Raw genomic sequence first — 21,990 nt, forward strand, 5'->3', positions numbered from 1 at the left:
TGGGCGCGGTGCTGGCGGCCTCGGTGTGCGCGGTCGCGGCGACGGTCCTGGCCGATGTGGCGGTCGCGGCGCTGGATCCGCGGACCCGTCCGGTCGCGGCGGGCGGCCGGGCTTGAACGGTCCGGCTTTCTCCAAGTGAGAGCGGGTCTCCTTCTTAAGGAGGGTGACGAGATCCGCATTCGGGAGGGCATATCTTCCGTGGTCGGGGGCCTAACGTGAAGGGGTGACCACCCGTATCCGCGACCTGCGCATCTGGTCGGCCGGCCATCCGGAAGTTCTGGACGGTCTGGTCGCCGGCATCCTGCTGGTCCTGTCGCTGATCGGGATGGTGTACGCCCAGTTCCCGCCGGGCAGCGACTACCGGGATCCCGACGGGCTGAACGCGCTGATCGTGACCGCGATGATCGTTTCGCTGGTGTGGCGGCAGCGGTTCCCCGTCGTCGTCCTGCTGTGGGTGATCTTCGGTGAGCTGCTGCTGGCGGCGTTCGGCTACGGTCCGGGCGGCGAGGTCGTCGCCTATCTGATCGCGGTGTACAGCGTGGCCGCGCACCGGCCGCTGGCGCGCAGCGCCCTGGTGGGCGGGTTCGCGCTGCTGGCGCTGACGATGATGCTGCTGTTCGACCAGCAGCCGCACGGGGCGCTGGACATCCTGGAGAACCTCATCGTGTTCGGCGGGGTGTGGTGGCTGGGCCGCAGCCTGCGGTTGCGGCGCTCCTACCTGTCGGAGCTGGAGGATCGGGCGGCCCGGCTGGAGAAGGCCAGGTTCGCGGACGCGCGTGCGGCGCGGGTCGAGGAGCGCTCGCGGATCGCGCGGGAGCTGCATGACGTCGTCGCCCACCATGTGAGCGTGATGACGGTGCAGGCGGGCGCCGCCCGGCGGATCATGGAGAAGGATCCGGCGTCGGCGCGTGAGGCGATCGAGACGATCGAGCAGGTCGGCCGGACGGCGCTGTCGGAGATGCGGCGGATCGTGGGGGTGCTCCGCACCGACCGCGACGTCGTGCAGCCGGGCGCCGAGCTGGCCCCGCAGCCCGGCATGGAGGATCTGGCGGGCCTGATCGAGCAGATCAAGGAGACGGGCCTGGCGGTCCAGCTCGACGTGGACGGCGAGCCCCGTAAGCTGTCCACCGGGGTCGACCTGGCCGCCTACCGGCTGATCCAGGAGGCGCTGACCAACAGCCTGAAACACGCCGGGCCGCACGCCCGCGCGTGGGTGCGGCTGCGGTACACCGACCGGTCGCTGACCTTGGAGGTCGTCGACAACGGCCGGGGCGCCGCGGCCGGGATGCCCGACGACACCGACTCGCCGGGGCACGGCCTGGTGGGGATGCGGGAGCGGGTCGCCCTGTACGGCGGCGAACTGCGGATCGGTCCGCGGATCGGCGGCGGGTTCGAGGTCAGGGCCCGCTTCCCCCTCGAAGCGAGCTGAACGTGCAGGTTGGACGCGCGAGTTGAACGTGCGAGTTGAAATGTGAATGAGCCTTGGAGGCCTTCGTGAGTACCGCGGCAGTCCGGATCCTGCTGGTGGACGACCAGCCGCTGCTGCGGACGGGGTTCAAGCTGATCCTCGAGGCGGAGCCCGATCTGACGATCGTGGGGGAGGCCGGTGACGGCGCTGCGGCCGTCGAGGCGACCCGCACGCTGATGCCGGACGTGGTGCTGATGGACATCCGGATGCCGGGCGTCGACGGGATCGAGGCGACCCGCCGGATCGTCCGGGAGGGTCCGGGAGCGGCGGGCGCGCACGATCCGCGGGTGCTGATCCTCACCACGTTCGACCTGGACGAGTATGTGATCGAGGCGGTCAGGGCGGGCGCCAGCGGGTTCCTGCTGAAGGACGCGCCGCCGGAGGACCTGGTGACGGCGATCCGGATCGTGGCGGGCGGCGACGCGATCGTCGCGCCGTCGGTGACGCGCCGGCTGCTGGACCGGTTCGCCACCAAGCTGCCGGCGCTGACCGACGAGGGCCCGCCGCCCGGCCTGGAGCATCTGACGGAGCGGGAACGCGAGGTGCTCAGCCAGGTCGCGCGCGGCCTGTCGAACGCGGAGATCGCGCGGGAGCTGGTCGTCAGCGAGACCACGATCAAGACCCATGTGGGGAACGTGCTGGCGAAGCTGGGGCTGCGCGACAGGGTGCAGGCCGTCGTGTACGCCTACGAGACCGGTCTGATCCGGCCCGGGGGCGTCTGACGGCCCGCCCCGGAGGGGTTCTGAGGGCCGGAAGGTGGGGTTCCCCCTACTTCCGAGGGAGGAGCGGGGTGATCCTTCTCCTGCGGTGGGGGGAGTGGAAAGCCAGTTCCCCAGGCCGATCCGCGGACGGGTGATCAGCTCATACGGTGGGTGTCAGCTAAGAGGGCCCGTTGTTCCGGGCCCGTCACCGAATCCCTGGGAGTCTCCTCGTGTCGCACGCCGCTCCGTACACCGCCTCCGGAGGGGGCGACCTCGCCGCCCGCGTCGAGAACGTCACCAAGTCCTACGGGCTGGGTGACGCCGAGGTGCGGGCGCTGGACAACGTCACCGTGGGCGTGCCCCGCGGCCGCTTCACGGCGATCATGGGCCCGTCGGGTTCCGGCAAGTCCACGCTGATGCACTGCATGGCCGGGCTGGACGCGGTGACCGCGGGCAGCGTGTTCGTCGGCGACGTCGAGCTTTCGCGGTTGGACGACAAGCGCCTGACGCGGCTGCGCCGCGACAAGATCGGTTTCGTGTTCCAGGCGTTCAACCTGGTGCCGACCCTGACGGCGCTGGAGAACATCACGCTGCCGATGGACATCGCGGGCCGCAAACCCGACCAGGCGTGGCTCGACGCCGTCATCGACACGGTCGGGCTGCGGCCGCGGCTGAAGCACCGGCCGTCGGAGCTGTCGGGCGGCCAGCAGCAGCGGGTGGCCTGTGCCCGCGCCCTCGCCTCCCGACCGGAGATCATCTTCGCGGACGAGCCGACCGGCAACCTGGACTCGCGGTCCGGCGCCGAGGTGCTGTCGTTCCTGCGTTCGTCGGTGCGGGAGATGGGCCAGACCATCGTCATGGTCACCCACGACCCGGCGGCGGCCGCCTACTCCGACGACGTGGTGTTCCTGCAGGACGGCCGGATCGTCGACACGATGACCGCGCCGACCGCCGACAAGGTCCTGGAGCGCATGAAGGGCTTCGAGCTGCCGGGGGTCTCGGTCAAATGATGACCAAAGTAACGCTCCGCAACCTCGCGGCGCACAAACTCAGACTCGTCCTGACGGCGCTGTCCGTCATCCTCGGTGTGGCGTTCGTGGCCGGCACCCTGACGTTCACCGACACCGTCACCAAGTCGTTCGACGACCTGCTCGGCTCGTTCGGCAAGAACACCGACGCGGTCGTCCGCGCCAAGCCGGTGGCGGGCGACGCCCAGACCGACGACGAGGCGGCGGCCACCGGGATCCCGATCCCGCAGTCGGTCGTCGACACCCTCGGCAAGGCCGACGGCGTGGCCGCCGTCTACCCGGGTGTCCAGGGGTATGCGGCGGTCATCGACAAGGACAACAAGCTCGTCGGCGGAGGCGGCCCGCCGCAGCTCGGCCTCAACTGGCTGGACGACGGCGACCGCACGATCGCCACCGGCCAGGCCCCGCAGGGCCCCGACCAGGTCGCGCTGGACGAGACGACCGCGGAGAAGACCGGCTACAAGGTCGGCGACACGATCAAGGTGCAGTTGCGGGGCTCCATCATCCCGGTGAAGGTCGTCGCGCTGATCGGCGGCAGCAACCTGGGCGCCACCCTCACCTACTTCGACACCCCGACCGCGCAGAAGCTGCTGATGAAGCCGGGCGAGTACTCGTCGGTGTCGCTGAAGGCCGCGCCCGGCCTGTCAGAGCAGCAGCTCGTCGACAAGGTCACCCCGGTTCTGCCGGGCCAGTTCGAGGCCGTCACGGGGGAGAAGGTCCGGGACGAGAGCAAGAGCGACATCGACGCGGTGCTGAGCTTCCTGCGCTGGTTCCTGCTGGCGTTCGCCGTCGTGTCGATCATCGTGGGGTCGTTCAACATCTTCAACACGTTCTCGATGCTGGTCGCCCAGCGGACGAAGGAGCTGGCGCTGCTGCGGGCGGTCGGCGCGTCCCGCAGCCAGGTGACCAACGCGGTGCTGGGCGAGGCGATCGCGGTCGGCGTCGTCGGCTCGACCCTCGGCCTCGGCCTGGGCGTGGGGCTGGCGGTTCTGTTGAAGTCGTTCTTCTCCTCGCAGGGTCTGGAGCTGGGCGGCGGCCTCAACGTCACGGTGATGACGGTCTTCTGGTCTTACCTGGTCGGCATCCTCGTCACCTGCGTCGCGGCCTACTTCCCGGCGCGGCGTGCGGCGAAGACGCCGCCGGTCGCGGCGATGCGGGACGACGTGGGCATCCCGCAGCGTTCTTTGCAGGTCCGCACGATCATCGGTTCGGTCATCGCGCTGGGCGGTGTGGTGCTGATGGCGATCGCACTGTCGGGTGCGATCAGCGGCGCCGCCCCGACCCTGATCACGATCGGGGTGGGAGCGCTCCTGACGTGGCTGGCGGCGGGTATCCTCGCGGCCGTCATCGCCAAGCCGGTCGTCAGGGTCCTCGCTTCGTACTACCCGAAGCTGTTCGGGGTCGCCGGCCGGATGGCCAGGGAGAACCCGGGTCGCAACCCGCGCCGCACGGCCGTCACGGCGGTCGCGCTGATGATCGGCCTGTCCCTGGTCACCATGGTCAACGTGCTGAGCGCGTCGGTCAAGGCGTCCCTGAACGACGTGGTCGACCAGCAGTTCGGCGCCGACTACGTGGTGGCGGTCGATGGTCCCGGCGGGATCGACCCGAACCTGTCGGCGGCCATCGCCAAGCTCGACGGCGTGGAGAAGTCCGTGCCCGTCGGCGGCGACGAGTTCGTCTACAAGGGCAAGAAGACCGGGTACGCCTCCGGTGACTCGGCCGGAATGTTGGAGGCCACCAACTCCAAGGTGCTCAACGGCACCGCGGCCCTCAGCCCCAACGGGATCATGCTGAGTGAGGATGACGCCAAGGACAAGGGCCTCACGGTCGGTTCGACGATGGACGTCAAGTTCCTCGACGGCAAGACCGAGACCCTGAAGGTCGAGGGCATCTACACCAACAGCGACTTCGTCGGCCCGCGGGTCCTGTCGGAGGCGGCCTGGAAGGCGCATGTCGACAAGCCGCTGCCGTTCCTGCTGGCCCTCAAGACCGCCAAGACCGACGACGCGTTCCGGCAGTCGCTGGACGCCGCCGCCAAGGCCTACCCCGGGGTGGAGGTCCAGGACCAGGCCGACCTGAAGAAGGAAGTGGCCGGTGAGCTCGACGGGATCGTCGCGTTCTTCACCATGATGCTCGCCCTGTCGATCATCATCGCGGTGTTCGGGGTGGTCAACACGATCGTCCTGTCGGTGACCGAGCGGACCAGGGAACTGGGCCTGCTGCGGGCCGTCGGGATGAGCCGCAGGCAGATGCGGCGCATGGTCCGGCTGGAGTCCGTCGCGATCGCCCTGTTCGGCGGTCTGCTGGGCATCGCGCTGGGCCTGGGGTTCGGCACGGCGATCCAGACGGCGGCGGGCGATGACATGAAGGTCCTCGCGATTCCCTACGGGTCGATCGTGCTGTGGATCGTCTTCTCGGCGATCATCGGGATCCTCGCGTCGCTCTGGCCGGCCTGGCGGGCCGGGCGGATGGACGTCCTGAAGGCCATCGCCACGCAGTAGCCGTCACTGGAGAAACGGGGGTCCGCACTCCCCGCGCGGATCCCCGCACGCCACGCCCCCGGTCGCCTCCCGGGGGCGTGGCCTTTTTCTGTGCTTTGTCGGACTTTGCCGGAGTGCGGGCTTGGCTGGGGGGAGGCCGTGAAAGGAGAGCATCAGGGGGGTTTCTGCCTCCCGGAGGTTCTTCGTCCCCTGGGGGGTGGGCATCATGTTCGACCAACTCGCCCGCAACTGGTGGCTGCTCGCGCTCCGTGGCGCGTTCGCCATCCTGTTCGGGATCGTCGCATGGGTGTGGCCCGGCATCACCGTGTGGGCGCTGGCGATCCTGTTCGGCGCCTACGCGCTGGTCGACGGGGTCATCGCGGTCGCGCAGGCGATCGGCGGCGGCTCGCCCGGCCAGTCCCGCGGCTGGCTGGCGTTCGCCGGTGTCTGCGGTATCGGCCTGGGCCTGCTGGCGTTGATCTGGCCGGGCGTCACCGCGTTCGCCCTGATCATGGTGATCGGCGCCTGGGCCGTCGTCACCGGCATCTTCGAGATCATCGCCGCGATCGCGATGCGCAAGGAGATCGACGGCGAGTGGTGGAACGTCGCCGCGGGCGTCGTCTCGGTCCTGTTCGGCGGGATGCTGCTGTTCTGGCCGGCCTCCGGCGGCCTCGCCCTCATCTGGGTGATCGGCCTGTTCTCGATCGTCTTCGGCATCGCCATGGTCATCGCCGGCTTCCGCCTCAAGGGCGCCGCCAACAAGATGTCCGCCGCCACCGGCACGGCCTCAGCCCACTAGCGGCCCCGGGTTCCGTCCCAGGTCATCAGGTTCTGCAGCAGCTCGGCCTGCTCGACGGCGTCGTCCAGCGCGTGATGCGTGTGGCGGCGCTTGGAGAGCAGGCCGCGCGGCATTTTCGCCTTGATCGCGTCGCGGATCTGGGTGCGGCCGCGGGCGGCGTACAGGGTCTTCATGTCGAGGCAGCGGGAGTGGCCGAACGGCGAGCCGCCTTCGGCGTACCGCTCGAAATACCAGTACATCCACATCCAGTCGAAGCCGAGCGGGTAGGCGGCGAAAACGGGGAACGCCTTGGCGTCCTCGGCGACGGCCCGGACCCAGGCGGCGGCGTCGGTGAGCGCTTCGGCGGGGTCGCGGCCGTTGGCCGCGAGATGGTCGCGGTCGAGGCCGGAGACGGCGAGCGCCTCGGGGACGTAGGCGTCGCTGATCGGTCGCAGCTCGGCGTAGAAGGTCTTCTCGAACGGGTGGCGCGGGGTGAAGACCGTCCCGTCGTAGCTTCCGGCGACCGAGAAGGCGAACGACAGCATCGAGTACGGGCCGGGCACGGGGCCGTCGGCCTCGACGTCGCAGGAGAAGTAGAGATCGGGACTGGCCATGGGCGCACGTTAGCGGCACCGCCGGGAGGGGCGCACGCCGATTACAGGTCGTCCGTCTGGTCCCGGGGCGAGGGGACGGCCTCCGCGGCGGCCTGCCGGGGGAGTGGGGGCGGGGTGCCGCCGAACTCGGGGCAGCGCTCCTTGTGGTCGCACCAGTCGCACAGGCGGGACGGGCGGGGCCGCCACTCGCCGGTGTCCATGGCGCGGCGGATCGCCGACCAGAGCGCCTCGACCTTCCGTTCGGTGGCGAGCAGGTCGGCCTCGTCGGGGGAGTACCGCAGGATCTCGCCGTTGCCCAGGTACATGAGCTGGAGCAGCCGGGGGACCGTGCCGTGCAGCCGCCACAGGACGAGCGCGTAGAACTTCATCTGGAACAGGGCGCGGGACTCGAAGTCGGCGCGGGGCGCGCTGCCGGTCTTGTAGTCGACGATCCGGACGTCGCCGGAGGGCGCGACGTCGACCCGGTCGATGTAGCCGCGCAGCCGCAGCCCCGACGCCAGGACGGTCTCGACGAACAGTTCCCGGTCGGCGGGCTCGAGCCGCTGCGGGTCCTCCAGGGTGAAGTACCGCTCCAGCATCGCGTGGGCCTGCTCGAGCCACTGGGCGTGGACGGCGGGCTCCTCGCCTGCGAACAGGTCGGCCAGCCCCGGCTCCTTGGCGAGCAGCAGCTCCCACTGCGGGTCGAGCAGCCCGCGGGCGGCCGTCGCGGTCCGCTCACCCGCAGGAAGATCGAACAACCGTTCGAGGACGGCGTGGACGAGGGTGCCGCGAGCCGCCGCGGGACTCGGCTTCTCAGGGATCTTGTCGATCACCCGGAACCGGTACAGCAGCGGACAGGTCATGAAATCCCCGGCACGTGACGGGGACAGCGACCCGGTCGCGGTGGGTGCGGAGTCCGTCGTCGTCATATCGGGAAAGCGTAGGGGAACGGTCGGACAGAATCGCGCAGGACGGAAACGCCCACCGGCCTCGTTAGGCTCTGGACTGTGGGGAAAGCAGCGGGCCGCGGGCCGGGACTCCTGATCGGCCGGGTCTTCGGAGTGCCGGTCTACGTGGCGTGGAGCTGGCCGATCGTCGCCCTGCTGATCACTTTCATGTTCCGGGGGCCGGCCGAGCGGGTCGCGTCCGGCGGCGGCGCCCTGGCCGTCGCGTTCTGCTACGCGGTCCTGCTGTACGCCTCGGTGCTGGTCCACGAGATCAGCCACGCGGCGGTGGCGCGGGCGTTCGGGCTGCCCGTCCACTCGATCGTCCTGCACGTCCTCGGCGGAGTCACCCAGATCGACCGGGAGGAACACAGCCCGGGCCGGTCGTTCGCCGTCGCCGCCGCGGGGCCCGCCACCTCACTGCTCCTGGGCGGCGCGGGCGCCCTGGCCCTGCTCCTCACCGACCCGCCGCCGGTCGCCGGACTGCTGCTCGAAGCCGTCACCTTCGCGAACCTCCTGGTCGGAGCGTTCAACCTGCTGCCAGGGCTGCCGCTGGACGGCGGCTACCTGGTCCGCGCCATCGTCTGGAAGATCACCGGCCGGGACAGGGACGGCACCGTCGCCGCCGCCCACGTGGGCCGCGCCCTGGCCGTCCTGCTCCTGCTCGGCGGCACCTGGCTGGCGTCCAGGGGAACCGCCGGCACCGACTGGATCCTCGTCGCGTGGGCGGCGTTCCTCGCGTCGTTCATCTGGGTGGGCGCCACCCAGGCGATCCGCGTCGAACGGATCCGCGACCGCATCCCGCTGCTGCACGCCCGCCGCATCGGCCGCCGCGCCGTCGCCGTCACCGCCGACACCCCCCTCGCCCAAGCCCTGACCACCGCCAGGGACGCCCAAGCGGGCGCCATCGTGATCGTCGACCACGACGGCACCCCCACCGGCCTGGTCGGCGAGACCGCCGTGACCGCCGTCCCCGAACAGCGCCGCCCCTGGACCACCGCCGGCGCCGTCGCCACCGCCCTCGGCCCCGACGGAGTCATCGACGCCGACCTGTCCGGCGAAGAACTGATCATCGCGGTGCGCAGGGCACGAACGGGCGAACTCCTGCTGGTCGAACCCTCCGGCGCCATCTACGGCGTCCTCGCCACCGCCGACCTCGACCGGCTCCTCGCACGCGCCTGACCGGCCCGCCGAGGCCGCTAGCCTTGAGGGATGACCGAAAGCACCGCTCAGCAGCCCCGCACACCCCACGGCATCCTCCGGGACGGTGACCAGGTGCAGCTGACCGACCCGAAAGGCCGGATCAACACCGTCACCCTGATCACCGGCAAGCAGTGGCACGGCCACAAGGGGTGGATCCAGCACGACGAGATCATCGGCCGCCCCGAAGGCATCGTGGTCCGCTCCACCGGCGGCATCGACTACCTCGTGTTCCGGCCACTCCTCCAGGACTTCGCCGTCCGGATGCCGCGCGGTGCGGCCGTGGTCTACCCCAAGGACGCCGGCCAGATCGTCGCCATGGCCGACATCTTCCCCGGCGCCAAGGTCGTCGAGGCCGGCGCTGGCTCGGGAGCCCTGTCGTGCTTCCTGCTGCGCGCCGTCGGTGAACACGGCTCGGTCTCCTCCTACGAGCGCCGCGAGGACTTCGCGGAAGTCGCCCGCAAGAACGTGGAGAAGTTCTTCGGCGGACCGCACCCCTCGTGGAAGCTGACGCTCGGCTCCGTCGAGGACTCCATCACCGAGACCGAGGTCGACCGGATCGTCCTGGACATGCTCGCCCCGTGGGAATGCCTGGACGCCATGGCCAAGGCCCTCGTGCCCGGCGGCCTGATCTGCTGCTACGTCGCCACCACCACCCAGATGTCCCGCGTCGTCGAAGGACTGCGCGAGCAGGGCTCCTTCGCCGAACCGTACGCGTTCGAGACGCTGGTGCGCTCCTGGCACGTGGAAGGACTCGCCGTCCGGCCCGACCACCGGATGGTCGGCCACACCGGCTTCCTGGTGACCGCCCGGCGGCTCGCCGACGGCGTCACCCCGCCGCTGCGCAGGCGCCGTCCGGCTAAGGGCGCCTACCCCGAAACGGGTTCAGCCGAACTCACTCCGGGTAATGACAATACTGTCGTAACCTCTCCGGTCGGCGTTACACCGGGCGAATCGGAAATCGGTTCGCCTGAGGCGTAACCCGTCTCGACGACTGGACGACACGCCGTGTTTTTTCTGTTTCATTGACGTTTCTCTGAGCCCCCACAGCGGTCCTGACCTGGCACTATCGCTCTGCGTATACGATTGTTCACAGAACGCAAACGCAATAGTCAGGTTACGGACCGCGGCCAGATAGGTAAGGTCTCAGTAGGTCGTCGGCTCTTCGTGAGGAGGTGACGGGGCGTGGCCGCTCGTGATGACGCCGCAGGGCGAAAAGCGCATGACAAGGAGGTTCGTGACCTCCAGACGCAGCTCTCTTTCCTAGAGGAAGAGATCTCCGTACTGCGCAGGAAGCTCGCGGAATCCCCCCGCCAGACGCGGGTGCTAGAAGAGCGCTTGCACGAGGCACAGGCAAACCTGGCCGCAGTGACAGGCCAGAACGAGCGACTGGTGTCCACACTCAGAGAGGCACGAGAGCAGATCATCGCTCTCAAGGAAGAAGTCGACCGGCTGGCGCAACCGCCGTCCGGCTACGGAATCTTCCTCGATGCCCGCGAGGATGGCACCGTCGACATCTTCACCGGAGGACGCAAACTCCGCGTGAACGTCAGCCCGGCAGTGGAGATCGAAGATCTCCGACCCGGCCAGGAAGTCATGCTCAACGAGGCACTCAACGTGGTCGAGGCCCTCGAATTCGAGCAACAAGGCGAAGTCGTGTCGCTCAAGGAAGTGTTCGCCGACGGCGAACGCGCCCTGGTCGTCGCACACGCCGACGAAGAACGCATCGTCAAACTCGCCGAGCCGCTCCGCGGCCTCCCGCTGCGCCCCGGCGACAGCCTCATGCTCGACACACGCTCCGGCTACGTCTACGAAAAGATCCACAAAGCAGAGGTCGAAGAACTCGTCCTCGAAGAGGTCCCCGACATCTCCTACGAGGAAATCGGCGGCCTCGGCTCCCAGATCGAAATGATCCGCGACGCGGTCGAACTGCCCTACCTGCACGCCGACCTCTTCCGCGAACACAAACTCCGCCCCCCCAAGGGCGTCCTCCTCTACGGGCCCCCCGGCTGCGGAAAGACCCTCATCGCCAAGGCCGTCGCCAACAGCCTCGCCAAAAAGGTCGCCGCCAAGACCGGACAAGAAGGAAAATCCTTCTTCCTCAACATCAAAGGCCCCGAACTCCTCAACAAGTACGTGGGCGAGACCGAACGCCACATCCGCCTCGTCTTCCAGCGAGCCCGCGAAAAGGCCTCGGCCGGCACCCCCGTCATCGTCTTCTTCGACGAGATGGACTCGATCTTCCGCACCCGCGGCTCCGGCGTCTCCTCCGACGTCGAGAACACGATCGTCCCCCAGCTCCTCTCCGAAATCGACGGAGTCGAAGGCCTCGAGAACGTCATCGTGATCGGCGCGTCCAACCGCGAAGACATGATCGACCCCGCCATCCTCCGACCCGGCCGCCTCGACGTCAAAATCAAGATCGAACGACCCGACGCCGAAGCAGCCAAGGACATCTTCAGCAAATACCTCATCACCGGACTGCCCCTCCACCCCGACGACGTCAAGGAACACGGCGGAGACAGCCGGCAGACCGTCGAAGCCATGATCCAGGCCACCGTCCAGCGCATGTACACCGAAACGGAAGAAAACCGCTTCCTCGAGGTCACCTACGCCAACGGCGACAAAGAAGTCCTCTACTTCAAGGACTTCAACTCCGGCGCGATGATCCAGAACATCGTCGACCGCGCCAAGAAGATGGCCATCAAACAGTTCCTCGACACCGGACAGAAGGGCCTCAGAGTCCAACACCTCCTCGACGCCTGCGTCGACGAGTTCCACGAGAACGAGGACCTCCCCAACACCACCAACCCCGACGACTGGGCCCGCATCTCCGGCAAAAAGGGCGAACGGATCGTCTACATCCGCACCCTCGTCTCCGGCAAAACCGGCACCGAATCCGGCCGCTCCATCGACACCGTCGCCAACACCGGCCAATACCTGTAGACACCACCCACACCAGCAACACACGAGGCGGGCACCCCCGGGTGCCCGCCTCGCCCGCTGTTCACACATCCGCAACCTTAAACGGCCAAGATCTTGGAGCCGGTCACCGCACCCGCCCACAACCACACTAGGCTCGGACCCATGAGCGTTCGGCGGGTCATGGGAACAGAGACCGAATACGGCATCTCCGTACCAGGTCAGCCCGGGGCCAACGCGATGGTGACCTCCAGCCAGGTCGTCAACGCGTACCTCGCGGCATCAGCAGCACGAGCACGGCGAGCCAGATGGGACTTCGAAGAAGAAAACCCACTACGCGACGCCAGAGGCTTCGACCTGGCCCGCGAAGTAGCCGACCCCACCCAACTCACCGACGAAGACCTCGGCCTCGCCAACGTCATCCTCACCAACGGCGCACGCCTCTACGTCGACCACGCCCACCCCGAATACTCCACCCCCGAAGTCACCAACCCCTACGACTGCGTCCTCTGGGACAAAGCCGGAGAACGCGTCATGGCCGACGCCGCACGACGCGCAGCCATGGTCCCCGGCACCCACCCCATCCAGCTCTACAAGAACAACACCGACAACAAAGGCGCCAGCTACGGCTGCCACGAGAACTACCTGATGAAACGAGAAACCCCCTTCTCCGAAATCGTCAGACACCTCACCCCCTTCTTCGTCACCCGCCAAGTCGTCACCGGCGCAGGCCGCGTCGGCATCGGCGTCGACGGCCGAGGCGACGGCTTCCAGATCAGCCAACGCGCCGACTTCTTCGAAGTCGAAGTCGGACTCGAAACCACCCTCAAACGCCCCATCATCAACACCCGCGACGAACCCCACGCCGACCCCGAAAAATACCGGCGCCTCCACGTCATCATCGGCGACGCCAACATGAGCGAGATCTCCACCTACCTCAAAGCCGGCACCACCGCCCTCGTCCTCGCCATGATCGAAGACTCCTTCCTCACCACCGACCTCTCCGTCGACATGCCCGTCGCCTCACTCCGCGCCATCTCCCACGACCCCACCTGCAAACACCTCATCACCCTCCGCGACGGCCGCAAAATGACCGCCGTCCAACTCCAAATGGAATACCTCGAACAATCCCGCAAATACGTCGAAGACAAATTCGGCACCGACACCGACGACATGACCAAGGACGTACTCGACCGCTGGGAATCCGTCCTCACCCGCCTCGCCACCGACCCCATGCAGCTCTCCCGCGAACTCGACTGGGTCGCCAAACTCGAACTCCTCGAGGGCTACCGCACCCGCGACAACCTCGACTGGAGCCACGCACGACTCCACCTCGTCGACCTCCAATACAGCGACATCCGCGAAGAACGCGGCCTCTACAACCGCCTCGTCGCCCGCGGCCGCATGGAACGCATCCTCACCGAACCCCAGATCCAGCGCGCCATCGAAGAACCCCCCGAGGACACCCGCGCCTACTTCCGCGGCCGCTGCCTCGCCCAGTACGCCGACAACGTCGCCGCCGCCTCCTGGGACTCCGTCATCTTCGACGTCCCCGGCCGCGAATCCCTCCAGCGCGTCCCCACCCTGGAACCCCTCCGCGGCACCAAAGCCCACGTCGGCGCCCTCCTGGACCGCTGCCGCACCGCCGCCGACCTCGTCAAGGTCCTCGCCGGCGAAAACTGACCCCCGCACCCCGCACCACCCCTGAGGGCCCGCACACCACACCGTGCGGGCCCTCAGCCCGTCCCACAGCCTTTAACTCCCCTTGACCCGACCCCACCCACCCGCACCCCCGACGCGACCGCTGCGACGCCATGAACCACGCGGGTATTTTGCCCGTTTCAACCCTGTCAAGGGCGGCGATAACGCCGTTGACCAGACCCGTTCTCAGCTCAGGGCGGAACGCTCAAGCTGTCCTACGCCCCGCCTGGCACCCGCGGGTAGGGTCGCGGTAACACGGCACGTACGGGAGGAGCCCCCAATGGCCACGAAGGACACCGGCGGTCAGAAGCAGACCACCCGCCAGACCGAAGAGGTCGAAGAGACCACCACCGAAGCCTCCTCCGACGTACAGGAGCGCCAGGAGAAGCTGACCGACGACGTCGACGCAATTCTGGACGAGATCGACTCGGTCTTGGAGGAGAACGCCGAAGATTTCGTGAGGGCTTACGTCCAGAAAGGCGGGGAGTGATCCGCATATGTCCGTTTTGGTAGATAGGCGGTAAAGGTGCTTAAGCCCAGGCCCGGATGCAATTTCTCGAGAGGGTGTTGCGCCGGGTCTGGTGCTTTGTTTTACTCGCGCCATGACGACCTCTCCGGAATCATTCAAGAAGTGCCCTGCCTGCTGCATCATGAAGTCCACCGCCGAATTCGGAACCAACTTCCGCAGGCCGGACGGTCTCGCGTACAGGTGCAAGCCCTGTACGAACGCGCTCGCGCGAGACCAGCGCCGCGAGCGGTTGAGTGCTCGAGGCGAGCAGGTGAGGGAGAAGGTTCCCCTCCCCCCGGAACTGGCTGGTCAGGAGGCGCAGTTCAAGCGGTGTCCTGACTGCGGCGAGTTCAAGACCGTGGACTGCTTCGGGCGGAACAAGGCAACCTCCGATGGCTGTGCCGCCTACTGCAAGACCTGCTTCCGTCGCCGGTCCAATGCTCAGTACAGGAAGACCGCTTCGCGGCTGGGAAAGGCCGTACAGGAACGTGTCGAGGTTCCCGACGGATTCAAGCGGTGCCCGGCGTGTGAGCAGGTGAAGGCTCACGCTGATTGGCACCGGGCGGCTTCGAGCTCTGACGGATTCGCTTCGGCGTGTAAGGCGTGCCGGAAGGAGCGGTCGGCGCGGGACTGGCTCAAGCGTTCGTATGGGCTGACGCCGGAGGACGTCGAGCGGATGGTCGCGGAGCAGGGTGGGCTGTGCGCGATATGCGGTGTGCGGGCCGCCGAGCACGTCGATCACGATCACCGGACGGGCAAGGTGCGGGGGATGCTCTGCTTCGCATGCAATGTCACGCTCGGTCAGTTCAACGATGAGGCGGCGCTGTTCCTGAGGGCGGTGGCGTACCTCCAGGCGCACGGCACTTTGGACGAGTTGGAGCTGCCCGTTTTCGTGAAGGTGGGCGAGTCGTTCTGGGAGCTCGCGGTTTAGATCACGATTTGGCGGACCCCTCGGGTGATCGGATTCGGGGGGTTCGCCGTGGGCGGACTGGGGGAAGGAACCCGCGACACGCGGATGTCGGTAGGGTCGGGTGAAGGTTCTACCGGCGTGCTGGGGAAGGAGTCGCATGGGGTTCGAGCCGATCAGTGGCGGGTTCCCGAAGGTTTTCGCGGGTGCGGGGTCTTCCTTTGCGGGGTTGCTCGGGGCTGTGAGCCCGGAGTCGCTGCCCGGGGGGAGGGGTGTGGAGGGTGATGCCGGGAGGCTGAACCTGGCCCATGCCACGACGATCGTGGCGGTGACGTTCCCCGGTGGTGTGATCATGGCGGGTGACCGTCGGGCGACCGCGGGCAATGTGATCGCGCAGCGGGACATCGAGAAGGTGTTCCCTGCGGATGAGTACTCGGCGGTGGCGATCGCGGGGACGGCGGGTATCGGTCTGGAGATGACCCGGCTGTTCCAGGTCGAGCTGGAGCATTACGAGAAGATGGAAGGCCGGATCATGTCGTTGGAGGGGAAGGCGAACAGGCTCGCCACCCTGATCCGCGGCAATCTGGGCATGGCGATGCAGGGGCTGGTGGTGGTGCCGCTGTTCGCTGGGTTCGATCTGCACAAGGGTGTGGGGCGGATCTTCTCGTATGACGCGGCGGGCGGTAAGTACGAGGAGCACGACTTCCATTCGATCGGTTCGGGGTCGGTGTTCGCGCGGGGCGCGTTGAAAAAGTTGTGGCGGCCGGATCTGTCGGCTGAGGACGCGGCGCTGGTGTGTGTGCAGGCGTTGTACGACGCGGCGGATGACGACTCGGCGACGGGTGGTCCGGATCTGACGCGGGGGATCTTCCCGGTGCTGGCGGCGATCACGGATGACGGTTTCCGGCGGTTGCCGGAGTCGGAGGTGGGTGCGTTGGCGGAGTCGGTGGTGGCGGCGCGGTATGGCTCGCCTGGTGGTCCGAACGCTCCGCTGCGTTAGTTCTGTCGGTACGAAGAGAAGGACGAGAAGCGATGTCGATGCCGTTCTACGTGCCGGCCGAACAGCAGATGAAGGACCGTGCGGATTATGCGCGGAAGGGGATCGCGCGGGGCCGGTCGGTGGTGGTCCTGCAGTATGACGATGGGATCTTGTTCGTGGCGGACAATCCGTCGCGGGCGCTGCACAAGATCTCGGAGATTTATGACCGGATCGCGTTCGCGGCGGTGGGGAAGTACAACGAGTTCGAGGCGCTGCGGTTGCAGGGTGTTCGGTACGCGGATGTGAACGGTTATATGTATGACCGTTCGGATGTGACGGCGCGTGGTCTGGCGAACGCTTACGCGCAGGCGTTGGGGAACATCTTCACGGATTCGTCGAAGCCGTTCGAGGTGGAGCTGGTCGTGGCCGAGGTGGGTGTGTCGGCGGAGGATGATCAGATTTACCGGTTGACGTTCGATGGTTCGGTGGCCGATGAGCATGGGTTCGTGGCGATGGGTGGTGCTGCGGATGCGGTGGCGACGGCGTTGAAGGAGCGGTACCGGGAGGGCGAGTCTCTGGCGGAGGCGCTTCAGGTGGCGGTGCACGCGTTGCAGCAGCAGGATGCGGATCGGGTGCTGGAGTCGTCGAAGTTGGAGGTGGCGGTGTTGGATCGGACGCGGGAGCGGCGGTTGTTCCGGCGGTTGCCTGCTTCGCGGATCGATGCTCTGTTGTCGGAGTCGGGGCCGGCGGAGTCGAAGCCGGAGCCGGAGGCTGCGGCGGAGTAGTTCGTTTCGGCGGTGACGTCGGGTGGCGGGGCCACTCCGGGCGGTGCGGTTGCCGTCTGGTGTGGCCCCGTTGTGCGTGGAGCGCGACGGGTTATTTACGTCTGGTGAGAAATCGGGGCCCAACCTCTGCCAATCGGGGTTCTGGACGAATACGCTGCGGGTGTGGACAGGCGCATATTCGGTCTCGAGAACGAGTACGGGGTCACCTGCACCTTCCGTGGGCAGAGGCGGTTGTCACCTGATGAGGTGGCGCGTTATCTGTTCCGTCGGGTGGTGTCGTGGGGCCGGAGCAGCAACGTGTTCCTGAGGAATGGGGCGCGGCTCTATCTGGACGTCGGCAGTCATCCTGAGTATGCGACGCCTGAGTGCGACAGCGTGGTCGATCTGGTCACGCACGACAAGGCGGGTGAGCGGATCCTGGAGGGTCTTCTGGTGGACGCTGAGCGGCGTCTGCGGGAGGAGGGTATCGCTGGGGATATTTATCTGTTCAAGAACAACACCGACAGTGCGGGCAATTCGTACGGGTGTCATGAGAACTATCTGGTGGGGCGGCACGGTGAGTTCGGCAGGCTCGCGGACGTCCTGATCCCTTATCTGGTCACGCGGCAGATCATCTGCGGGGCGGGGAAGGTGCTGCAGACTCCGCGTGGTGCGGTGTACTGCGTGTCGCAGCGGGCGGAGCACATCTGGGAGGGTGTGTCGAGCGCGACGACCAGGAGCCGTCCGATCATCAATACGCGGGATGAGCCGCATGCGGACGCGGAGCGGTTCCGTCGGTTGCATGTGATCGTGGGCGACTCGAACATGTCGGAGTCGACGATGCTGTTGAAGGTCGGGGCGACCGATCTGGTGCTGCGGATGATCGAGGCTGGGGTCGTGATGCGCGATCTGACCTTGGAGAATCCGATTCGGGCGATTCGTGAGGTGTCGCATGACATGACGGGCCGCCGGAAGGTGCGGTTGGCGAACGGTCGTGAGGCGTCGTCGCTGGAGATTCAGCGGGAGTACTTCTCGAAGGCGAAGGACTTCATGGATCGGCGGGGTGCGGATCCGACGGTGCAGCGGGTTCTGGATCTGTGGGACAGGACTTTGACGGCGGTGGAGACGGGCGATCTGGATGATGTGGCGCGGGAGATCGACTGGGTGACGAAGTACCAGCTGATCGAGCGTTACCGCAAGAAGTATGATCTGCCGTTGTCGAGTCCGCGGGTGGCGCAGCTGGATCTGGCTTATCACGATGTGCACCGTAATCGTGGGCTGTACTACCTGCTGGAGAAGCGGGGTGCGGTGGAGCGGGTCAGCCAGGATCTGGCGATCTTCGAGGCGAAGTCGGTGCCGCCGCAGACGACGCGTGCGCGGCTGCGGGGTGAGTTCATCAAGAAGGCTCAGGAGAAGCGCCGTGATTTCACGGTCGACTGGGTGCATCTGAAGTTGAACGATCAGGCGCAGCGGACGGTGCTGTGCAAGGACCCGTTCCGGAGTGTCGATGAGAGGGTCGACAAGCTGATCGCTGGGATGTAGCGGGGTTTGTTCCGTTAAGGGACGTGCAGATCTACCTGGCCGTACTACTCGTACGATCGTTTACCGCCCGGTAGTGTGACTGCCCGTCCCTTTCGGTTTTCCCACCCCGAGGTTGTGCCGATGCGTCGTCGTGCTGTGCTGCTGGCGGTTCCCCTTGTTCTCGTCGCTTCGTTGGCGGGGTGTGGTGGTGATGGGCCGGCGAAGCCGGACGTCGCGGTGAAGGGGGAGTTCGGTGATCGTCCTGAGGTGGAGTTCCCGAAGGACGCGAAGCCGGGGGAGAAGCTGGCGCTGACCACGTTGATCAAGGGTGAGGGCGCGCAGGTCGCCGAGGGTGATCTGGTGATCGCGAAGTATGTGGGTTATAGCTGGAACGCTTCGTCGGAGCCGAAGTTGATCGGCAGTAGTTATCAGGGTGCGGGTGCGGGGGCGTTTCCGTCGTGGAACGTGGTTCCGGGGTTGAAGAAGGCGTTCACGAGCGCGAAGGTCGGGTCGCGGGTGGTGGCGGTGATTCCGCCGAAGGACGGTTATGGCGACAAGGGGTCGCAGCGGCTGCAGATTTCGGGTTCGGATTCGCTGGTGTACGTGCTGGATGTGATGGCGACGTATCCGAAGGGTGCGGCGGTCGCGGATCCGAAGGCGTTGGACGAGCCGGGGTTGCCGACGATTTCGGCGGCGAGGGTTCCGGAGATCGGGTTGCCGAAGGGGTCGCCGCCGTCGAAGTTGACCGTCCGGACGGTCAAGGAGGGGGCCGGTCCGTCGGTGAAGGGCGGCCAGTTGCTGGCCATCCAGTATGTGGGGGCGTTGTGGCGGGACGGGAAGGTGTTCTCGTCTTCGTGGGCGGACGGCAAGGTGTATGCGACGGTGATCGGCGCCGGTCAGGTGATCAAGGGCTGGGATGAGGGGCTGGTCGGGCAGAAGGTGGGGAGCCGGCTGCTGGTGGTCGCCCCGCCGGACAAGGCCTACGGGGCGAAGGACATGGAGGTCAAGGGGCTGCCGAACTACGGGATCAAGGCGAACGACACCTTGGTCTATGTGGTCGACGTGCTGGGTGCTTTCTAGGCGAGCAGGGTGGCGGTGTGGCGGCCGGCGGCGGCGCAGGTGAGGAAGTATTCGAGGTCGCCGTCGAGCCGCCGTCCCATGGTCGACATCCGGACGCCCCAGTTCTTCTCGTCGGCGGCGAGGGTGTCGGCGAGGCCGTCGACGGGGACGCGGATGAGGTCGTGGCGGGTGGCGAGGGCGCTGGCCTGGCTGGTGACGAGGGCGCCGAAGTCGCCGTCGAGGACGGGGACGGGGACGTCGGCGCGGGTCAGGGCGACGCGGCCGTAGGCGGTGAGGCTGTGGTGGGAGATGCCGTAGTGGCGTTGCCTGGCGTCGCCTGAGCTGACCCGCAGGGACGCGACGGGCCGTCCGCCGAGGATCGAGGTGGCGTTGACGGCTTCGCCGGCGGTCACGCCGGAGAATCCCCAGGTGGTGCCGGTGCCGAGGTTGCCGGGGCCTTGGGCGATGATCGCGACGTCGGCGTGGAGGACGAGGCGGGCGGCGAGCAGCCCGGTGTGGACGGTGACGGCTTCGAGGTCGCCGCCGAAGGACTGCCCGACGGTGACGGTCGCCGCGAGCGCCCCGGCGGTTTTGAGCTGGGCGGTCGACATGGAGAACCAGGCGGGCAGCGCTCCGCCGTCCGGCATGACGTAGACGACGCGGGCGTCGGGTTTGCCGGCGAGCAGCCCGGACAGCAGGGCGGGCAGCGCGGAGTGCAGGTCGGCGATGATCACCGGCATTCCGTCGAGGGAGTCGGCTGCGGCGAGGATCGCGTGGTGGGGGGAGTCCTGTTCGTCGGCGCCCAGCACGGTGGCCTGCAGGGGGGTGTAGCGGGCTTTGACGAGGTGTCCTGGGCCGGTCGGGTCGGGTGGCAGCCGGTCGGGGATCGCGATGACCATCGCGTATCCTCCGGTGCCGAGCCCCATGGCCAGGGCCGTGGTGTTCAGCAGCACCTCGTCGCCGGGTTCGGGCCGGCCGACGAGGGCCGGGTAGGCCAGGCCCCGCGCCGGTGCGCCGTCGATGAGCAGGTCGAGTTCGACCGCTCCGGGCCACTCGCGGCGGATGCTTTCTACTGTTCCTTTGCGCCATCGGATCACCTGCAGCACGGTAGCGTTTCACCAGACGAGGGGAAGGTCGAATGTCGCGGCGCAAGACGGAACGTCTTCTGCATCTGGTGGTCCTTCTGCTGGCCACACGGCGGTATCTGTCCGCTGAGCAGATCAGGCAGGCGGTTCCGGGCTACCCGGACTCCGACGAGGCGTTCAAGCGGATGTTCGAACGCGACAAGGAGGAGCTGCGGGAGCTCGGCATCCCCTTGGAGGTCGGCAGTGACGAGGACGACACCGGCTACCGGATCCCCCCGCAGGCCTACGAGCTGCCCGACATCCATCTGACGCCCGACGAGGTCGCGGTGCTCGGGCTGGCGGCGCGGGTGTGGCAGCAGACCAACCTGGCCGAGGCCGCCTCGGGGGCGCTGTTCAAGCTGAAGGCCGCCGGGATCGACGCCGATCCGTCGGGCGCGTCGGTCCTGGAACCGCGGGTCAACGCGGGTGAACCGGCGTTTCCCGCCCTGTACGAGGCGGTGCGGGACAAGCGGTTGGTGGCGTTCGACTACCAGTCGGCGTCCAGCCCGGGGCCGCAGCGCCGGATCGTGGAGCCGTGGGGGCTGGCGTCGCGGCGCGGCCGCTGGTACATGGTCGGCCACGACCGGGTGAGGGACGCCCAGCGGGTGTTCCGGCTCTCCCGCGTCCAGGGCGAGGTGTTCGTGCAGGGGCCGCTCGGCGCGGTCACCGTCCCCGACGGCGTCGACATCAAGAAGATCGCGTTCGAGTGGGGTGAGCCGCCCGCCGAACGGCGGTCCGCGCGGATCCGGCTGCGCCGCGACGGCGCGCAGGGCGTCCGCCGCTGGGCCAGGAACGTCATCCCGCACGACGCCGAATGGGATGAGGCGGAGGCCGCGATCTGGGACGTCGAGCAGTTCGCCGCCACCCTCGCCCGGTTCGCCGCCGACGTCCACGTCATCGACCCGCCCGACCTGCGCGACGCGGTGATCCGCCATCTGAAGGGGGTTCTCTCATGAAGTCGACGACCTCCGCCGACCGGCTGTCCCGGCTGCTCGCGCTCGTCCCTTATGTCGTGGCCCGCGACACCGTGTCCGTCACCGAGGCGGCCGAGGCGTTCGGCGTCACCGAGAAGCAGCTCCGCGACGACCTCAACACCCTGTGGTGCGTCGAGCTGCGCTCACCCGACCCCTACTGCCCGATCGACCTGTCGTATGAGGGCGGCGACATCACCGTCAGCGAGGCCGAGACGATCTCCCGGCCGCTGCGGCTGGGCGCCGACGAGGCCGCCGCGCTGCTGGTGGCGCTGCGGATGCTCGCCGAGCTGCCCGGCGCGGCCGACGACGACACCGTCCCCCGGGTGATCGCGAAACTGG

Annotated in this window: 20 protein-coding genes; 17 read left to right on the forward strand and 3 right to left on the reverse strand. The window is 67.7% G+C overall.

The annotated features are described in order from the left end of the window. Positions 1–223: 223 nt before the first annotated feature. The 5 genes from ACYVE7_RS10110 (at position 224) to ACYVE7_RS10130 (ending at position 6,476) form a co-directional block, all read left to right on the forward strand. Positions 224–1,429 (forward strand): sensor histidine kinase, encoded by a 1,206-nt coding sequence (locus tag ACYVE7_RS10110; RefSeq protein WP_460364338.1) that lies wholly within the window; start codon positions 224–226, stop codon positions 1,427–1,429. Positions 1,430–1,494: 65 nt separating this feature from the next. Next, complete coding sequence (locus ACYVE7_RS10115) at positions 1,495–2,190, forward strand: response regulator (protein ID WP_460364339.1); 696 nt, start codon at positions 1,495–1,497, stop codon at positions 2,188–2,190. Between the two features lie 209 nt (positions 2,191–2,399). Continuing rightward, the gene (locus ACYVE7_RS10120; protein ID WP_460364340.1) at positions 2,400–3,179 is read left to right on the forward strand and encodes an ABC transporter ATP-binding protein; all 780 of its coding nucleotides are present in this window, start codon (positions 2,400–2,402) and stop codon (positions 3,177–3,179) included. Continuing rightward, positions 3,176–5,698 carry an ABC transporter permease gene (locus ACYVE7_RS10125; protein WP_460364341.1) on the forward strand — a complete coding sequence of 841 codons (2,523 nt, stop codon included), beginning with the start codon at positions 3,176–3,178 and terminating at the stop codon, positions 5,696–5,698. Before ACYVE7_RS10120 ends, ACYVE7_RS10125 begins: the two co-directional genes overlap by 4 nt. Positions 5,699–5,903: 205 nt before the next feature. Beyond that, positions 5,904–6,476, forward strand: coding sequence for an HdeD family acid-resistance protein (locus ACYVE7_RS10130; RefSeq protein ID WP_460364342.1), 573 nt, complete (start codon positions 5,904–5,906; stop codon positions 6,474–6,476). Here ACYVE7_RS10130 and ACYVE7_RS10135 read toward each other — a convergent pair. Next, a complete protein-coding gene (locus ACYVE7_RS10135; protein WP_460364343.1) occupies positions 6,473–7,069 on the reverse strand; it encodes a 3'-5' exoribonuclease domain-containing protein in 597 nt (198 codons plus the stop codon). The two genes, ACYVE7_RS10130 and ACYVE7_RS10135, sit on opposite strands and share 4 nt — an antisense overlap. A gap of 41 nt (positions 7,070–7,110) precedes the next feature. Continuing rightward, on the reverse strand, positions 7,111–7,977 hold the full coding sequence (locus ACYVE7_RS10140; protein ID WP_460364344.1) for a RecB family exonuclease: 867 nt from the start codon (positions 7,975–7,977) through the stop codon (positions 7,111–7,113). Between the two features lie 78 nt (positions 7,978–8,055). Between ACYVE7_RS10140 and ACYVE7_RS10145 the strand changes: the two genes are divergently transcribed. The 10 genes from ACYVE7_RS10145 to ACYVE7_RS10190 all read left to right on the forward strand — a co-directional run bounded on the left by ACYVE7_RS10145 (position 8,056) and on the right by ACYVE7_RS10190 (position 19,574). Then, complete coding sequence (locus ACYVE7_RS10145; RefSeq protein WP_460364345.1) at positions 8,056–9,174, forward strand: site-2 protease family protein; 1,119 nt, start codon at positions 8,056–8,058, stop codon at positions 9,172–9,174. Between the two features lie 30 nt (positions 9,175–9,204). Beyond that, on the forward strand, positions 9,205–10,173 hold the full coding sequence (locus tag ACYVE7_RS10150; RefSeq protein ID WP_460364346.1) for a tRNA (adenine-N1)-methyltransferase: 969 nt from the start codon (positions 9,205–9,207) through the stop codon (positions 10,171–10,173). Between the two features lie 204 nt (positions 10,174–10,377). Beyond that, positions 10,378–12,138: a proteasome ATPase gene (arc, locus tag ACYVE7_RS10155; protein WP_460364347.1), complete on the forward strand. Its 1,761-nt coding sequence runs from the start codon at positions 10,378–10,380 to the stop codon at positions 12,136–12,138. A gap of 141 nt (positions 12,139–12,279) precedes the next feature. Then, complete coding sequence (gene dop, locus ACYVE7_RS10160; RefSeq protein WP_460364348.1) at positions 12,280–13,797, forward strand: depupylase/deamidase Dop; 1,518 nt, start codon at positions 12,280–12,282, stop codon at positions 13,795–13,797. Between the two features lie 298 nt (positions 13,798–14,095). Further along, positions 14,096–14,305, forward strand: coding sequence for a ubiquitin-like protein Pup (locus ACYVE7_RS10165; protein WP_460364349.1), 210 nt, complete (start codon positions 14,096–14,098; stop codon positions 14,303–14,305). A 112-nt stretch (positions 14,306–14,417) separates the two neighbouring features. After that, positions 14,418–15,254, forward strand: a complete 837-nt coding sequence (locus ACYVE7_RS10170) for an endonuclease VII domain-containing protein (protein ID WP_460364350.1) — start codon at positions 14,418–14,420, stop codon at positions 15,252–15,254. A 136-nt stretch (positions 15,255–15,390) separates the two neighbouring features. Beyond that, positions 15,391–16,230 carry a proteasome subunit beta gene (gene prcB, locus ACYVE7_RS10175; protein ID WP_460364351.1) on the forward strand — a complete coding sequence of 280 codons (840 nt, stop codon included), beginning with the start codon at positions 15,391–15,393 and terminating at the stop codon, positions 16,228–16,230. A 38-nt stretch (positions 16,231–16,268) separates the two neighbouring features. Beyond that, positions 16,269–16,994, forward strand: coding sequence for a proteasome subunit alpha (prcA, locus tag ACYVE7_RS10180; RefSeq protein WP_460364357.1), 726 nt, complete (start codon positions 16,269–16,271; stop codon positions 16,992–16,994). Positions 16,995–17,156: 162 nt separating this feature from the next. Next, positions 17,157–18,515 carry a Pup--protein ligase gene (pafA, locus tag ACYVE7_RS10185; protein WP_460364352.1) on the forward strand — a complete coding sequence of 453 codons (1,359 nt, stop codon included), beginning with the start codon at positions 17,157–17,159 and terminating at the stop codon, positions 18,513–18,515. Between the two features lie 75 nt (positions 18,516–18,590). Next, entirely contained in the window at positions 18,591–19,574 is a 984-nt protein-coding gene (locus tag ACYVE7_RS10190) for an FKBP-type peptidyl-prolyl cis-trans isomerase (RefSeq protein WP_460364353.1), read from the forward strand. On the opposite strand, the gene ACYVE7_RS10195 is transcribed toward ACYVE7_RS10190, so the two are convergent. Continuing rightward, complete coding sequence (locus ACYVE7_RS10195) at positions 19,571–20,650, reverse strand: DUF3866 family protein (RefSeq protein WP_460364354.1); 1,080 nt, start codon at positions 20,648–20,650, stop codon at positions 19,571–19,573. The two genes, ACYVE7_RS10190 and ACYVE7_RS10195, sit on opposite strands and share 4 nt — an antisense overlap. 41 nt (positions 20,651–20,691) lie before the next feature. Here ACYVE7_RS10195 and ACYVE7_RS10200 point away from each other — a divergent pair, with 41 nt between their 5' ends. Both ACYVE7_RS10200 and ACYVE7_RS10205 read left to right on the forward strand, forming a co-directional pair. Beyond that, complete coding sequence (locus tag ACYVE7_RS10200) at positions 20,692–21,633, forward strand: helix-turn-helix transcriptional regulator (protein ID WP_460364355.1); 942 nt, start codon at positions 20,692–20,694, stop codon at positions 21,631–21,633. After that, a partial coding sequence (locus tag ACYVE7_RS10205; RefSeq protein ID WP_460364356.1) for a DeoR family transcriptional regulator occupies positions 21,630–21,990 on the forward strand: 361 nt, incomplete at its 3' end. The genes ACYVE7_RS10200 and ACYVE7_RS10205, both read left to right, overlap by 4 nt.

The organism is Actinocorallia lasiicapitis, from assembly GCF_054778695.1.